Origin of the sequence: Moritella sp. Urea-trap-13, from assembly GCF_002836355.1 — a bacterium.
Taxonomy (GTDB): domain Bacteria; phylum Pseudomonadota; class Gammaproteobacteria; order Enterobacterales; family Moritellaceae; genus Moritella.
Map to the genome: position 1 here is coordinate 403,054 of NZ_PJCA01000031.1, position 16,212 is coordinate 419,265.

Consider the following 16,212-nt stretch of genomic DNA (forward strand, 5'->3'; position numbering starts at 1 on the left):
ATTATGAAAGTGTTCAATAAAGCATATAGCGTAGCTGCCATTTCCGTGGCAATGGCATTCTCGGCATCAACTCTTGCGAAAGTAAGTGAAGCGGATGCGGCCAAATTAGGTAAAGAATTAACGCCACTCGGTGCGGAGGCTGCAGGTAATGCTGACGGCTCTATTCCAGCATGGACGGGTGGTATTACTAATGCCATTCTCGGTACTGACATTGGTAAAAATGATCGTGTTACTAACCCATATGCAGCAGATAAACCACAGTTTGTGATCACTGCCGCGAATGTTGAACAGTACAAAGACAACTTAACACCTGGCCAACTGGCTATGTTTAAGAAATACCCTGACACTTACACTATGCCTGTTTATGAAACGCGTCGTAGCTTCGCCCAGTCAGATGATATCTATGAGACGGTTAAAGGTAATGCGTTAAATACGACGTTATCGGCTGGTGGTAATGGCTTAGATAATTTCAATATTTCTATTCCGTTTCCAATTCCAGAGAATGGCTTAGAAGTTATCTGGAACCATATTACCCGTTACCGTGGTGGCCATGCAGAACGTGTAATCACGACTATCCCAGTACAACGTAATGGCGCGTACACTGCTGTGAAAGTAGAAGATAAATTCTACATCCCAGAAGCCCTAAAGGGTGGCCGTGATGCCAAGAAAGATGACAATATCTTGTTCTATTACATGCAACGTATTATTGCACCAGCACGTTTAACCGGTACAATTGCATTGGTACATGAAACTGTAGATCAGGTAAAAGAACCGCGTAAAGCGTGGATCTATAACTCGGGTCAACGTCGTGTTCGTCGTGCGCCTAACGTATCGTATGATGGCGAAGGTATTGGCGTAGAAGGTTCTCGTACGTCAGATAACTATGATATGTACAATGGTGCGCCTGACCGTTATGAATGGACGCTTGTCGGTAAAAAAGAGCTCTATATTCCATATAACTCATACAACCTTTCTTCTACCGATCTTGAATACAAAGATATTGTAACGCCGGGTCATATTAACCAAGAGTACACGCGTTACGAGAAACACCGTGTATGGGAAGTGCAAGCAAAAGTGAAAGACGGTCAACGTCATGTTTATGCACAACGTAACTTCTTTATTGATGAAGATAGCTGGCAAGCAGGTGTTATTGATCACTATGACGCGCGTGGAAACCTGTGGCGTGTTGCTGAAGCGCATTCCGTACAATACTATAATGCCGACGTGAACTGGTTTGCTGCAGAAACATTATATGATGTTATTGCTGGTCGTTACCTCGTCACGGGTCTAAATAATGAAGAGAATAAAGGCATTCAGTTTGATGTAAAAGCGAAGCGTAAAGACTTTTCTACTTCAGCATTAAAACGTATGGGTCGTTAATCTATTTATTTGATTATTTGAACTCAGATAATCACTAGAGTGAAATGACAACGAGAGATTTAGTACTTAATATAAGTATTAAAGCTCTCGTTTTTCGTTTATTGGTTAAAGAGCAGTATGTGTAGTGGTAGACGCCTAAACTGTCTTTTTGCATACATCAAGTGCTGCGTTAAATTTTGTGGTCATATTTTGGAACACAATAATCGTAGTCAATTCAACAATTTCATCATCGTTATAATAACAACGTAAGTGGTCGATATGCCTGTCGGTGACATGCAAAGAGGTATTGGTGACCGCATCGGTATAGGCCAGCACTGCACATTCTTGTGGTTTGAAATCACTGCAATTCTGCCAATCTAATAGTTTATCTTTATTTAATCTTTCTTTGAGACTTCGCAATACCTTAGAATCATGTTCAATGGTAAATTCACATTGATTAAGCTGCGCAACACGTACACTCATTAGGGCATGAATATAAGGTGGAATAGGGGAACTTTTTCTATTAATGGTTTTGTATAATAAAAATATAGCGGCAAATAATTTAGGTCTACGCCCCAGTAGTTGTGCAGGTTTTAAGGTTTTGTTTTGCTTCCTTTCTAGCAGCCATAGGAACGGACGTATAAACCATGAGTATTGGCTTGATTGTAATTTAGGTATACGCATATCTAACCTCGATGCCTTGCTGTGTTCAGTTCGAATGACGAAGCAGTGCAACACTAATTATGGTTTAAATTAAGCAATAGCGTAAATTTGTGGTAAATTATTCATTGCTAAGTAAAAGCAGCGTTTAATAAAATTTTAATAAGAGTTAGAAGGGCCACACTAAATGACGACGTATTATACCGCGGCAGATCTTGCAGAAGAATTCTCGATCACGCGACGCGCTATCCGTTTTTATGAGACCAAAGGGTTGTTACAATCTGAACGTCGAGGACGGTTTATGTATTATGATTATCGTCAACGCGCTCGTTTAATTATTATTTTACGCAGTAAGCGTTTAGGCATTAGTCTAGAGTCTGCGAAGCATTATTTAGCCCTGTATGATGATAAACCTGATAGTCCGCCTCGTATGCTATACATGCTACATCAGAGTCGAACACGACTAGATGAACTGCGTGAACAGCAACTTGCCCTGCAAGAAAGTATCACTGAACTTGAAACGCTAGAAAAGATTGCGATGAAAGACTTAACCGCCTGCGATATCGACATTGAATCAAGCTATCAAAACTACCTTGACGAATTAACCGAGCACGACAAACTTGAGTTTATTGAGCTTCAGTCATAGCAATAATATAGCAATCGTCTTTTGAGTTTATGATTGGTGACTGTAATGCATGATAAAATCAGTGATTGCATTTATATCGTTCAAATCTAAATAAGTTAATCCTTTATCGAATAATTCCTTTTGATCAATCGCTGCATCCGTGGCGATTGCGATAATGTGCTGATCATCGACAGCCAATAATGGTTTACCTAAGCTCGGGCGATGCAGTTCTATTTTAGTAAATGGCTCATGACGAAACCCTTCGACTAACACCAAATCCAATTCATCTGTGTTCAGCCACTTTAACTGAGTGATCAGTTTAGGTTCATCGGCTTCAGCTTGTTCGGCAAATAGAATGGTTCTATGGGGTGAGGCTAACACCATTTGGCATGCACCTGCTTTTCGTAATTTATAACTGTCCTTGTTAGGGTTATCCATTTCGATATCATGATGACTGTGCTTGACCATACCGATACGTAAACCATGTGCGGTTAATTTTGGTAGTAGTTGCGTAATTAAGGTTGTTTTACCTGTACCACTAAACGCCGCAAAGCCAAGTAGTGGGATAGGGAAGTGCTCTAAAGAAGTCATATGAATACTCGATAACGGTATGAATAATGTTGTTTACATTAAGTATACGTTGAAATAAAAATAACAGTCATTATGTTGTATGAATAAAAAAAGAGGCCGCATAAGCGACCTCTTTACATGAATATCTAAGTTTAATTACTTAAGACATGATCTTTAATCATTAAATTAGATTGCTGGCTTTACTTCACCAGCGGATTTAGCACATTCAATAGCATGTTGCTTATCACTTTCTTCCAACTCTTCGTCTTCAACGAATGTCGGTAATGGTTTATGTTCAGTCGCAAGGAATGAATAAATTACCGGTAAGATGAATAGTGTAAACAATGTACCGATAGCAAGACCAGATACGATCACAATACCAATACTAAAGCGCTGTTCTGCACCTGCACCAGTGGCATACATTAACGGAATAAGACCCGCAATCATTGCTGCCGTTGTCATTAGAATTGGACGTAAACGTACTTTAGCCGCTTCAATTACAGCATCTGTTCGGTTCTTTCCGTGATGTAGCTGTTCTTCTTTTGCTACTTCACAGATCAAGATACCGTGCTTAGTAATCAAACCGACGAGGGTAATCAAACCAACCTGAGAATAGATATTCATGGTTGATAGACCCCAAGCCAGAGATACTAACGCCCCAGATACAGCAAGTGGTACAGATACCATGATAACTAAAGGATCACGCGCTGATTCAAATTGAATCGCAAGTACAAGGTAAATGATAGCCAATGCAAGCGCAAAGGTCATATACAAAGCACTACCTTCAGTTACGAACTGACGTGATTCACCCATAAAGTCATAACGGTAACCTTTTGGAAGCATCGTTGAAGCTGTATTTTCGAACCATGAAATTGCATCGCCCATCGCTACACCAGGGCTAGGTACAGCACCAATTGTTGCTGAGTTAAGTTGGTTAAAGTGAGGAAGTGAACGCGGTTCTGCAACTACATCAATGGTAATTAAGCTGCCTAGTGGTACTGCGCGGCCATCAGCTGCACGTACGTAGTAGCTATTCATTGACTCCGGATTCAAACGGTATTTACGTTCAACTTGAGGAATAACCTCGTAAGAACGACCATTTAAATCAATACGGTTAACGTAACCGTCAGACATCATCGTACTTAAGGTTATACCAATGTCTTGCATGGTAATACCGTAAGCGCCGGCTTTGTCTTTATCAATATTAATCTTCATTGTTGCTGAGTCGTAGTTAAGATCTAAATCAGAATAAACGAAGAGTGGGTTAGCTTGTAATTTCGTCAATACGTCTGTTGCTACTTGGAATAGACTTTCAAAACTATTCGGTGTAGTAATAACAAATTGAACGGGTAGGCCTGAACCTGCACCTGGTAATTCAGGCATTTGGAAAGCAATAACCGACATGCCCGGTACATCTTTAACTAAACCTGTTACACGTTTAACAACCTCAGCTTGGCTTGCTTCACGCTGGCTCCAAGGAACTAGCGATGCAATACCTAATGCTTGGTTTGAGCTAGGTACACCAGAGAAGATCTGAGCATAAGCAATTTCAGGTTGTTCGTTTAGCTTTGCGTTAACTTCACTCATCGAGTTTTCAATGTAATCTAAGTTAGCATTTGATGGTGCAGTACCCATCATCATCATTACACCTTTGTCTTCCGACGGTGCAAGTTCGCTTGGAATAAATTTAAATAACATTGGCATTGCTGCGAATACGATAAGAGCAAATGCAATCATTACTGGACGTTTGTGCATTACTGCACTAATCATCTTCTCATAACGATTAGTCATACGCTCAAGGAAAGCATGTACAGTTTTTTCAAATCTGTTTGGTTTTGCGTTTGCTAACAATATTTTAGAACACATCATTGGTGACAATGTCAGTGCTAAAATACCAGAGATGAATACCGCACCCGCTAAGGTAAGCGCGAACTCTTTAAATAATGCCCCTGTAATACCACCCATTAACGCAATCGGCGCATATACTGCACCCAGTGTTAATGTCATTGCGATAACTGGTACGGCTATTTCACGTGTACCGATTACGGCGGCTCGGAAAGGTGATTCGCCGAGTTTAATATGGCGATCAATATTTTCTAATACTACAATCGCGTCATCTACAACCAGACCAATCGCCAGTACCATCGCCAGCAGTGTCATTAAGTTCCAAGAGAAACCAAACATCTGCATAACCATCGCAACACCAATAAGTGACAATGGAATCGTTACAATAGGAATGATTACTGCACGGAGTGAACCAAGAAATAAGGTAATAACCACGATAACGATAAGTGCTGCTTCGATAATGGTTTTAATTACTTCTTTGATTGATTCATTGATCGCAACCGTTGAGTCATACATCACGTTCATGTTGATGTTTGTTGGCAAGTTACGTTCTAGTTCAGGTAGTAATTCTAATACGTCAGCAGCGATATTAATTGGGTTTGCTGTTGGTGCTGCATTAACCGCGGCAACAACGGCTTCTTTACCGTTTGCTGATGCTCGATAAACGTCATGACTCTTCTCTAAAGTAACTTTTGCAATGTCACTTAAGCGAATAACTTCACCTTTATCTGTTGAAACAACAAGACGTTCAAGATCTTCAACACTGCTTACTTGGGTATCGGCATTACCATTGTAAAGCACGAATTCACCAACGGCTTGACCTGTTGCAGACTGGTAGTTATTACTATTCAGTACACCCATAATTTCGGTTGCGGTAAGGTCATAAGCTGCCATTTTTAATGGATCTAACCAAACACGTAGTGCGTATTTAATACCACCGTACATGTCTACTTTAGAAACACCATTAATGGTGAACAGCTGAGGGTTGATTACACGATCAAGATAATCGGTTACCTGACTAGAAGATAGTTCATCACTGCTAAAGGCAATATACATTACCGCAGTCGTAGAACCCGTAGACATCGTCACCGTTGGATCTTCAGCTTCTTTTGGCAGTTGTGAACGAACAGAGTTCGTTTTGGCCAAAATATCAGAGAGTGCTGCGTTCGGATCGGTATTTAACTTCATCGTAATGGTAATTGTTGAACTACCTAATACACTAGATGACGTCATAAAGTCGATATTATCGGCTTGGGCTACCGCTTGCTCTAAGGGCTGAGTAATAAAGCCTTGGATCAAGTCGGCGCTGGCACCGTAGTAGCCAGTTGTTACGGTAACAACCGTATTGGTCATGTCAGGGTATTCTCGAACCTGCATTTTGAAAATTGCTTGAACACCAAGCAATGCGATCAAAAAGCTGATAGATACCGCTAGAACAGGACGCTTGATAAATATATCAGTAAAGCGCATGTATCCTCCGATTAAAGCATTGGTGTTTCAGCAGGTACTTTCAATGTATCGTTTTCAATAATACGCACTTTAGCGTTATTACTTAAACGTACTTGACCTGATGTGACGATTTTGTCACCGGCTTTAACGCCTTTCAATACATGAGCGATTGCATCAATACGTTCGCCAACTTTGACAACCGATTGTGTTACACGTAAGTCGCCGTTGTCGTCTTCACGAACGATGTATACATTGTCACCGTAAAGTGTAAATGTGATCGCTGTTTGTGGAACCGTAATTTGCTTTTCGACTGTTGGTAAGATGACATTTGCACGTGCAAACATACCTGAACGAAGTTGTGAATCGTTGTTTGGAATATCGGCTTGGATTTGAATTAAACCACTTTGATAGTTTACAGCAGGCTCGATAGCACTAATTTTACCACTGAATGCTGTTTCAGGATAAGAATCAACAAAAATCTCAACCACTTGACCTAAATAAACTTTTGAAATTTGAGTTTGTGGCACAGTGAATCGAAGACGCATAACACTGCTATCTTCTAAACGTACAATTGATGTACCTACAGATAAAAATTCACCTAAAAATACATTACGTAAACCAACTTCGCCATCGAACGGTGCCGTAATTTGGCGACGCTCAATAACTGCTTTTTGGCTTTCGATATCAGCAAGTAGTGAAGAGTAAGCCGCTTCAGATTCATCCAACGCTTCTTTTGACACCGCATTTTTCTTATAAAGTGCTTCGTAGCGTAAGAATTTAGATTTAGAAGCGTTTAGTTTTGCTTGCGAACTTTTTAGGTTTGCTTTTTCTACGCGAGAGTCAAGATTAACCAGTAATTGACCTTTGGTTACTTTGGTACCTGAATCAAATGAGATGCGATCGATTTTACCCGCGATTTCGTTAGAAATTTCTACACCTTGGTTAGGTTCGATAAAACCAATAGCTTGAATAGTTGGGATCCAGTCTGAAGTCTTGATATCAACAACGGTAACTGGAAATTCCGGTTCAGGTCTATTGGCCATAAATTCAGCAATTTTTTGCTGTTTAAAAATATTAAAACCAATCACACTGCCAAACAAGGCGAGTGCGATTAGTAACATGGCTAAGGTCCACTTTTTCATGACTAGATTAACTCCGGGGTGTTATACATATATTATAAATTCTGATATGAAACTGAGCCTGTCTTCGCTGTATCGGTTAAAGATGACTTTCGCTGAAAGCTCGTTCAGAGGTGTGTTTGTTATACCTATTTTAGATATTAACCAGCCTCAATCAAGCATTTTGTCTATTAAAATAATTTATTTACGTATATTTACCAAATAGGTAGTTTTACTTGTTTTTTTATTGACAATGGCGTCGAAATCGTGACAGCCAACTGCTTTAATTTTAGTCTTTTAAGGCTGTTTTTAGCACTTTATTTTTTAGGGCTAACATTCTAATGCTGATTGGCTTTTCTATAATTACCTTTGTAATCAAATATACGATGTTCAATTTTCCAGAAATACTTTTCTTTTTTGGCTATCACGAAATCTGGTGCTACAAACCCTTGTATTTGAACTGCAATTTGTTCTGCAGTTGTGGCTGTGGTAGGTGCGCCAGTCACGGTTCTTGAAAATATGCTGAAGAAACGTTGGCGTTGCTTATTGTTACTGAAGTAAAAGCTTTCTTTAACGACATCACCGTCTTCATCATGGTAATTGAGTTTGACTTTATCACCGTCTGCTTGTGCTGAAATCCCTGAACAACGCAGCACTTTACGATCTTTCAATTGCAGTGCTTTTTTCAATTGATTGTCTGGATCGATTAAATCTACATGGCATTGCTGACAGGCACGCGCTGCAATATCATTTTCAGCATTACACTGTGGGCATTGCTTATATTTGAAACGGTAATTGCATTGTTCTTCACTGCCATTACTGAGTTCGATTAATCCTTGGCAACGGCGACCATAATGCTCAATGATGTCACCATCGGCATCAGTTATTCCCCAAAACAGATTGGCGAAATCACAACTCGGGCAGGGGACTTGTACTAGGTCGCTGTTGCTGTTTGGTTTGGTTGAACCGATCTCAGGTTGGTATAAATCAAATCCGTTACCCGCGTAATCAATAATCAAACAATCAGTTTTACCTTCAGCAAGACGTAAACCACGGCCCGCGATTTGTTGATATAAACTGACCGAGTCTGTACGGCGTAAAATAGCAATCACATCGACATGTGGGGCATCAAACCCGGTGGTCAATACCGATACATTCACCAAGTATTTGACTTCTTTGGCTTTGAATTGGCGGATCAGTTCATCGCGTTCTTTAATGGTGGTTTTACCTGTGACTATCGCGGCTTGCTCATCAGGTAATTGCTTAAATATTTCTTGTGCATGTTTAATGCTAGCGGCAAAGATCATAATGCCTTCACGATTAGCTGCAAGTTCGATTAATTGCTTACAGATCGCATGGGTTACACGGGGGCTCTTAGCTAAAAATTGATCCAGTTGTACTTCATTATATTCCAGTGGCAAGTCATCGAATTGGTAACGGGCAACAGGTGCATCGATTACGGTTGGTGTCGTTAAGAACCCTTTTTGCACTAAATAGCGCAGTGGTAATTCAAAAATACAGCTTTCAAAGGGGGTTTCGTCTTCTGTTCTGACATAACCTTGATAATGCTTTTTATAAATCCAGCCTTTGTCTAAACGGTAAGGTGTGGCAGTAAGGCCAAGTACTTTTAGTTTTGGGTTGGTTTTTTTTAAATGGCTGATGACTTTTTGATATTGGCTGTCTTCACTCAAGCTGACGCGGTGACATTCATCAATAATCAGCAAGGAGAAGAAACCATCAAACTTATCCAGATTGCGGCTTAATGATTGCACGCTGGCAAAGGTGGTTTTAAGACCATGCTGTTTTTTTCCTAATCCGGCGGCAAAGATACCTGCTTCAAAACCATCATGCTCAAATTTACTGTGATTTTGCTCCACAAGTTCTTTTACATGCGCAAGGATCAGCACCGGGTGTTTTGCTAGGCGGGCCAATTCCGCCAGTACATGACTTTTACCTGCGCCTGTAGGCAGTGTAATAACAGCAGGTTGATCCGATTTTCTAAAGTGAGCTAAAGCGGCATCGACAGCAGCTTGTTGGTAATCGCGAAGAGGCATATCTAATTTGTCATTATTAAGTTAGTACAGTAAGTGCATACAGTATAGCGCAAAGGTAAATATGTTTGTTCTAAAATTCATGATGTTAATGGCTTGTTCTGAAATTGGCAAAGTATTGTGCTATTTTTGAGGTGGGTCTAACGTATTGTTAATGCTAAAGCGTATAGTGAGACTTAAATAAGTATTTAGGAGTAATTCATGATCCCTCAAGCTTTCATTTATGACGCAATTCGCACGCCGCGCGGTTTGGGAAAATCCAGTGGTGCTTTGCATGAAGTCAAACCGGTTAATCTTTTAGCTGATTTACTTAATCATTTACAGGCACGAAACGGTTTTGATACGGATGCGGTTGATGACATCGTATTAGGTTGTGTCACGCCGATAGGTGAGCAAGGTGCTGACATAGCTAAAACAGCGGCACTTGTTGCTGGTTGGAAAGATAATGTAGCGGGGGTGAGTTTAAATCGATTTTGTGCTTCAGGACTCGAATCAGTCAATATGGCGGCGATGAAAATCCGCTCTGGCTGGGAACATTTGGTGATAGCTGGCGGTATCGAATCTATGTCTCGGGTTAAAATGGGCGCTGATGGTGGCGCTTGGTCGATGGATCCTGAGACCAGTTTAGCGACTGATTACATGCCGCAAGGTATAGGTGCTGATTTAATCGCTACACTTGATGGTTATAGCCGTGAAGATGTTGACGCATTTGCAGCACGCTCACACCAACGTGCCACTGCTGCTTGGCAACGTGGTGCATTCGCTAACTCAGTGCTCCCTGTGCACGATCGCAACGGTATGTTATTACTTGATAAAGACCAGCTTGTTAGACCTGATTGTTCTGTTACTTCTCTCGGTAAACTAAAACCTGCGTTTGCGTATCTTGGTCAGACTGTGTTTGATAGTGTTGCTAAACGGCGTTATCCGCAAGTCGGACAAATTCAACATGTCCATACCCCTGGTAATGCTTCTGGTATTGTTGATGGTGCAGCATTAGTGCTGGTGGGTAGCGCTGAGGCTGGCGTTCAATGGGGTTTAAAACCTAGGGCGCGAGTCGTCGCGACTGCGGTGGTTGGCGCAGATCCTACCATCATGTTAACTGGGCCAGTGCCTGCAACCCAAAAAGCATTAGCATTAGCAGGACTAACTATTAACGATATTGATTTGTTTGAGGTAAATGAAGCGTTTGCGGCTGTTGTCATGCGTTTTATGAGTGAACTGAATATCTCGCCTGATATTGTTAATGTCAACGGCGGCTCTATTGCTATGGGCCATCCGTTGGGGGCAACTGGTGCGATTATTTTAGGGACGTTATTAGATGAATTAGAAGCACGTAATTTGAAACGTGGCCTTGTAACCTTGTGTGTCGGTGGAGGCATGGGGATAGCAACAATTATTGAACGTGTAGAGGGATAACTATGCCATTAATTAGTAGTACGTCATCAATTCGTGTAAAGCAAGATGATGCAGGGATCGTGCATTTAATTTTCGATAAACCTGACTCAAAGGTGAACTTACTTGATCGCAGTTTTATTGATGACTATGTGACGACAGTTAAAAGACTTAAACAAATGACGTTTACTGGTGTTGTCCTGCGTTCTGCGAAAAGCAGTTTTTTTGCGGGTGGTGATATAACGCAACTAAGTCACAGCGTAGAGCAAGACATCGAAGCAAGCTTCCAGTTATTGTCGTCGTTGAAAGAGGCAATGCGCTGGCTAGAAACGTGTGGGAAACCGGTTGTTGCTTGTATTAATGGTGCTGCTCTTGGCAGTGGCTGGGAATTAGCATTAGCCTGCCATTATCGCGTAGCGCTGGTGAAAAATGCGCAATTAGGTTTGCTGGCAGTAACGCTAGGTCTACCTGAAGTTACATTAGGTTTAATACCGGGTGTTGGTGGTGTTGTCAGAATGACACGACTATTAGGTTTTAAAGCGGCAATACCATATCTCCTTAAAGGTAAGCAATTTGACAGTGAAGAGGGCTTCAAAATAGGCCTGATTGATAAAATAGCAACATCAAATGTGCAAATGATGGCGCAGGCTACAAGCTGGATCTTATCGCAGCAACTAGCTGTTTCCCAAACTTTTGATGTAAAAGATTATCAACTCCCCGGTGGTAATGTTAATTCTCCTGCTATTGCTAGTATGCTTGTGCAAGCGCCGGCAATGCTAAAGCAAAAAACACAAGGTAATCTACCCGCACCTGAAGCTATCTTATCAGTCATGATTGAATCGGCTGAAGTGGATGTTGAAACCGCGTTAAGATTAGAAACGCGTTATTTTCTCCATGTGATCCGCGGTCAAGTGGCTAAAAATATGATCAATACGTTTTGGCATCAATATAATGAAGTCAAAGCGGGTGCATCTCGGCCGCTCGATCTGGCGGTGACGCAATTCAGTAAAGTCGGCATATTAGGGGCGGGCATGATGGGGGCTGGTATTGCTTATGCATTAGCAAGTCATGGCATCACTGTGATACTAAAAGATATCAGTATCGAAAAGGCTGTTTTTGCTAAGTCATATACAGCTTCGATCTTAGCTAATTGTAAACTTCCAGACGAAGAAAAAGGCGCAATTTTAAAACGTATCATCCCCTCAAAAGAGCCCGCCGATTTAATTGGCTGCGATATGGTTATTGAGGCGGTTTTCGAAGATCGTAAGGTAAAGTCTCAAGCTATCACTGAGATATTAGCCACAGTGGGTGATGGATTGATTATGGCATCAAACACATCGACATTACCAATTTCTAGTTTAGCAACGGCATCAACAAAACCCGAAAATTTTATTGGTTTACACTTCTTTTCTCCGGTGGATAAAATGCCGCTAGTAGAGATCATAAAAGGTGATAAAACGTCATCGGCGACATTGGCTGCCGCTTATGATTTAGTATTACAAATAGGAAAAGTACCTATCGTTGTTAATGATTGTCGCGGTTTTTTTACCTCGCGAGTATTTTTTACATATGTTTCTGAAGGTATGCGCATGTTAAGTGAGGGTATTCCTGCTGAAGTTATTGAGAATGCCGCAATTCAAGCTGGATTACCTGTGGGTCCCTTAGCTATCATCGATGAAGTGAGTTTGTCACTTATTGATAATGTACGGAATCAAGCCAGATTAGATTTTAAAGCAGAAGGCAAAGAGCGACTTGATAATCCTGCGGATACTGTTTTAGATAAGCTTTTAGCATTAAAACGGCTTGGCAAGTTAGCGGGTGCAGGTTTTTATGATTACAGCAGGCAAGGGCAGAAACAGCTATGGCCAGGTTTAGTTGCTGAATTTCCAACTCAAGATAACTGGGATATAGAAACAGTGAAAGACCGTTTGTTGTTTGTGCAATCTTTAGAAGCACTCCGAGCTTATGAAGAAGGCGTTGTAACAAGTACTCGTGATGCCAATATTGGTTCTATTTTCGGGTTAGGTTTTCCAGCTTGGACTGGCGGCGTTTTACAGTTTGTTGAGCATTATGGCGCGGATAACTTCAAGTGTCGAGCACAGCAACTGTGCGAGCAGTTCGGTCCACAATTCTCATCGGTAGCTGTGTTGTCGAAGTGGTAGTGACAGGCATTACCTAATTATCGGCCTGTATTTTGTGCTTGTTCATGTTTGATTCATATTAAGTGTATTAGTATGGTGGTTATCAATGACAGAGACTCAATAGGACTCCAGATGAAAAATACCATTATAAACGTGATCACACTCTTTATTGGATTTATCAGTTTCGTATTTTTAACCAGCTTCGGTTTGGTATTAACTACAATGTTATTAATCGTTGGTTTTGTTGCTAAACCATTTCTAGTTAAAAATCTGAAACAAAAGTTAAGCCAAGTACAGGTGCAAAAATCGACGAATTCAGCTACAGGTACTGTATATGAAGGTAAATGTGAGCGAGTTAGTGAGTAAACATGAGAATACTGCGTATAAATTAGGCGATGGTGTTTTAAAACAAATTAACTTAATGTTATTATCCTAGATTCATGTAACGGTTAATCAGGGGATAACAATTAGTGAAAGTGCCTCAAAGAATACAACCTCTTGTTGATGACGGGCTTGTTGACGAAGTATTACGTCAGTTAATGAGTGGTAAAGAAGCAACAGTGTATGTTGTGCGTTGTGGCGAAGAGATCCGTTGCGCAAAAGTTTATAAAGACGCAGATCAACGTAGTTTTAAACAAGCGGTACAATATCGTGAAGGTCGAAAGGTTCGTAATAGTCGACGTGCACGTGCAATGGAAAAAGGCTCTAGCTTTGGGCGAAATGAGCAAGAAAAAGTATGGCAGAATGCGGAAGTAGACGCGTTGTATCGCTTAGATAATGCGGGTGTTCGTGTACCAGAGCCTTATGGCTGTTTTGACGGCGTTTTGCTTATGGAGCTAGTGACTGATGTAAACGGTTTTGCTGCACCGCGTTTGGGTGATGTTTCATTAACACCAGAACAAGCTGTGATAGACCATGATAAAGTGATCCATTATGTTAGATTAATGCTTTGCGACGGCCTTATTCATGGTGATTTATCAGAATTTAATGTCCTTGTTGATGAGCATGGGCCTGTCATTATTGATTTACCGCAAGCGGTTGATGCATCAGCAAATAATAATGCCAAGTGGATGCTCGAACGTGACGTTGAGAATATGACTCAATATTATGGGCAATATGCACCTGAGCTACTTGAAACAAAATATGCTAAAGAAATGTGGGCGCTGTACGAATTAGGTGAACTAACCATTGATGTTAAGTTGACCGGTGAGTTTATTGAAGATACTGAATCTGCAGATGTAGAAGGTATTTTAGAAGAGATTAATGCTGCAAGAGAGGAAGAACTTGACCGTTTAGCGCGGATTCAACTTGCTGATGAAATAGAATAGTCATAGTTAGCTAAAAAACAACGAATTAAATAAATAATGAACCCCTTAGCGATATTAATTTCTAAGGGGTTTTTTATAATATTGAAATAAGGATCTGATTATTATCCATGTTTATTAGTAACCTATAAATTTAAGGTCTAACGTGATGTAACTATATCTTGCTCCATGCTGGTTGAGTTTTCTTCTGAAACTAATCTGTTTGGTCGTAAACCAATACAATGCTTAGGTAATTCTTGCCCACGTTCTAAATATAATGCACAGGCATATAAATTTTTACGTAACTCGGTATCGTTCTCTAGATTTTCCTGTCCCCAATAATGTAATTCAAAAATAAGAAACCAAAATGTCTGTTCTTTTTCATTTGATACTTTTTCGTCAACGACATCCAGAGATTGCCAATCCTGTAAAACATCCCATACCAAGTTACTTAACACATTGTAACTGATTTTATGCATGAGAAATTGATTCACATTGTCAGTTAATAGGGTTGATTTCTCATTAATAAATGCGACTGCTTGCATTGGTTTATCTCCACTTGTTTAAAACTAATTTTAAGTCTAGCCTCAAACATTCGTTTGGAGAGGTTTAGACTCGATTAATAATGCCTAAAAAGTAATAGTTCGATCTCGGTCACATAATTTTCGCTAAGTGATTAAAATGTTCCTTTAAGAAACTCAATAACACACGATGTTTTTTCGAACCTGCGCTTCCTGGCGGAAAAACACCGTATAGGTCAATGTTTGTTAATTCATAATCAGACAGCAGTCGCTCGAGTTTGTGTGAGGCAAGCTTCGGCGCAGCGTCGTAAAGAGGAATTCGTGCAATACCATGACCGCCCTCAACAAATGCTGTACGTGCTGCTGCATTGTTGGTAGTGATGTTACCCTTTGGCTTAACACTATAAGCACGAGTCCCTTTGGTAAGCGTTAAGGTACTCGAGCTTAATTTATATAATACCCAATTATGTTCGACCAGTTCGGTAGGGGAAACTGGTCTACCGTATTTGTTTAAGTAATCAGGCGATGCACATAAACAGGTTTTCATTGAGATCAGTTTTCGTGCTTGTAAGCCGGAGTCAACTAATGGTGCCCCCCTGATCGCAAGATCAATCCCTTCTTGCATTATGTTGACGATATCATCCGTAAGCATGATGTCCAATTCAATCTTCGGAAATTGAACCTTGAACATGTTTAAGGCCGGAACAATGATCTGTAATCCAACATTGACCGGACAAGTTATCTTTAATAACCCTTCAGGTTCGTGTTTAAAGTTTTCTATTTGCTGATTTGCGGCTTCAGCCTGGAGGGCAATTTCTTGACAGTGTTGATAATACTGCTGGCCTGCTTCGGTGAGGGTAAAGCTGCGTGTGGTTCGGTTAAGTAACTTTAGCCCTAATTGGGTTTCTAGCTTTTTAAGATGGTAACTGACAACTGCACGAGAAAGGCTTAAATGCTTTGCAGCAGCTGAAAGCGTACCTTGTTCGACAATCTGAGCGTAAACAACCATACTTTTTAATTGTTCAAAAGAAACATTCATAGATAGAAGCCATATAGATGCAGATAACGAACACCCATTGTATCAAAAAACTGAACAGTGTAGTCAGTTTACTCTGCATTGTCAGGCTTTGTGTTGAGGTATAGACTGTTTCCATTCGCTGTTATCAAGTAACGGCAC

The 16,212-nt window shown here is 40.6% G+C and carries 13 protein-coding genes; 6 read left to right on the top strand and 7 right to left on the bottom strand.

The window, feature by feature from the left end; all coding sequences use genetic code 11:
* The first annotated feature begins 3 nt into the window (after positions 1–3).
* Positions 4–1,380 (top strand): DUF1329 domain-containing protein, encoded by a 1,377-nt coding sequence (locus CXF93_RS09765; protein ID WP_101062334.1) that lies wholly within the window; start codon positions 4–6, stop codon positions 1,378–1,380.
* A 135-nt stretch (positions 1,381–1,515) separates the two neighbouring features.
* On the opposite strand, the gene CXF93_RS09770 is transcribed toward CXF93_RS09765, so the two are convergent.
* On the bottom strand, positions 1,516–2,043 hold the full coding sequence (locus CXF93_RS09770; protein ID WP_101062335.1) for a carboxymuconolactone decarboxylase family protein: 528 nt from the start codon (positions 2,041–2,043) through the stop codon (positions 1,516–1,518).
* 163 nt (positions 2,044–2,206) lie between these two features.
* Between CXF93_RS09770 and CXF93_RS09775 the strand changes: the two genes are divergently transcribed.
* Complete coding sequence (locus tag CXF93_RS09775; protein ID WP_101062336.1) at positions 2,207–2,665, top strand: MerR family DNA-binding protein; 459 nt, start codon at positions 2,207–2,209, stop codon at positions 2,663–2,665.
* 27 nt (positions 2,666–2,692) lie between these two features.
* Here the strand turns inward: CXF93_RS09775 and mobB are convergent, their stop codons facing one another.
* The 4 genes from mobB to CXF93_RS09795 form a co-directional block, all read right to left on the bottom strand.
* Entirely contained in the window at positions 2,693–3,235 is a 543-nt protein-coding gene (gene mobB, locus CXF93_RS09780) for a molybdopterin-guanine dinucleotide biosynthesis protein B (RefSeq protein WP_101062337.1), read from the bottom strand.
* A gap of 165 nt (positions 3,236–3,400) precedes the next feature.
* Positions 3,401–6,529, bottom strand: a complete 3,129-nt coding sequence (locus tag CXF93_RS09785; RefSeq protein WP_101062338.1) for a multidrug efflux RND transporter permease subunit — start codon at positions 6,527–6,529, stop codon at positions 3,401–3,403.
* A gap of 11 nt (positions 6,530–6,540) precedes the next feature.
* Entirely contained in the window at positions 6,541–7,650 is a 1,110-nt protein-coding gene (locus CXF93_RS09790; RefSeq protein ID WP_101062339.1) for an efflux RND transporter periplasmic adaptor subunit, read from the bottom strand.
* Positions 7,651–7,964: 314 nt separating this feature from the next.
* On the bottom strand, positions 7,965–9,680 hold the full coding sequence (locus CXF93_RS09795) for a DEAD/DEAH box helicase (protein WP_101062340.1): 1,716 nt from the start codon (positions 9,678–9,680) through the stop codon (positions 7,965–7,967).
* 198 nt (positions 9,681–9,878) lie between these two features.
* Between CXF93_RS09795 and CXF93_RS09800 the strand changes: the two genes are divergently transcribed.
* From CXF93_RS09800 to CXF93_RS09815, 4 genes are all read left to right on the top strand, one after another.
* Positions 9,879–11,093, top strand: a complete 1,215-nt coding sequence (locus CXF93_RS09800; protein WP_101062341.1) for an acetyl-CoA C-acetyltransferase — start codon at positions 9,879–9,881, stop codon at positions 11,091–11,093.
* A 2-nt stretch (positions 11,094–11,095) separates the two neighbouring features.
* Entirely contained in the window at positions 11,096–13,231 is a 2,136-nt protein-coding gene (locus CXF93_RS09805; RefSeq protein ID WP_101062342.1) for a 3-hydroxyacyl-CoA dehydrogenase NAD-binding domain-containing protein, read from the top strand.
* Positions 13,232–13,342: 111 nt separating this feature from the next.
* Positions 13,343–13,576, top strand: coding sequence for a hypothetical protein (locus CXF93_RS09810; RefSeq protein ID WP_101062343.1), 234 nt, complete (start codon positions 13,343–13,345; stop codon positions 13,574–13,576).
* 104 nt (positions 13,577–13,680) lie between these two features.
* Positions 13,681–14,538, top strand: coding sequence for a PA4780 family RIO1-like protein kinase (locus CXF93_RS09815; RefSeq protein WP_101062344.1), 858 nt, complete (start codon positions 13,681–13,683; stop codon positions 14,536–14,538).
* 137 nt (positions 14,539–14,675) lie between these two features.
* Here CXF93_RS09815 and CXF93_RS09820 read toward each other — a convergent pair whose 3' ends face one another.
* Complete coding sequence (locus CXF93_RS09820) at positions 14,676–15,059, bottom strand: hypothetical protein (RefSeq protein WP_101062345.1); 384 nt, start codon at positions 15,057–15,059, stop codon at positions 14,676–14,678.
* A gap of 109 nt (positions 15,060–15,168) precedes the next feature.
* Positions 15,169–16,074 (bottom strand): LysR family transcriptional regulator, encoded by a 906-nt coding sequence (locus tag CXF93_RS09825; protein WP_101062346.1) that lies wholly within the window; start codon positions 16,072–16,074, stop codon positions 15,169–15,171.
* Positions 16,075–16,212 lie beyond the last annotated feature (138 nt).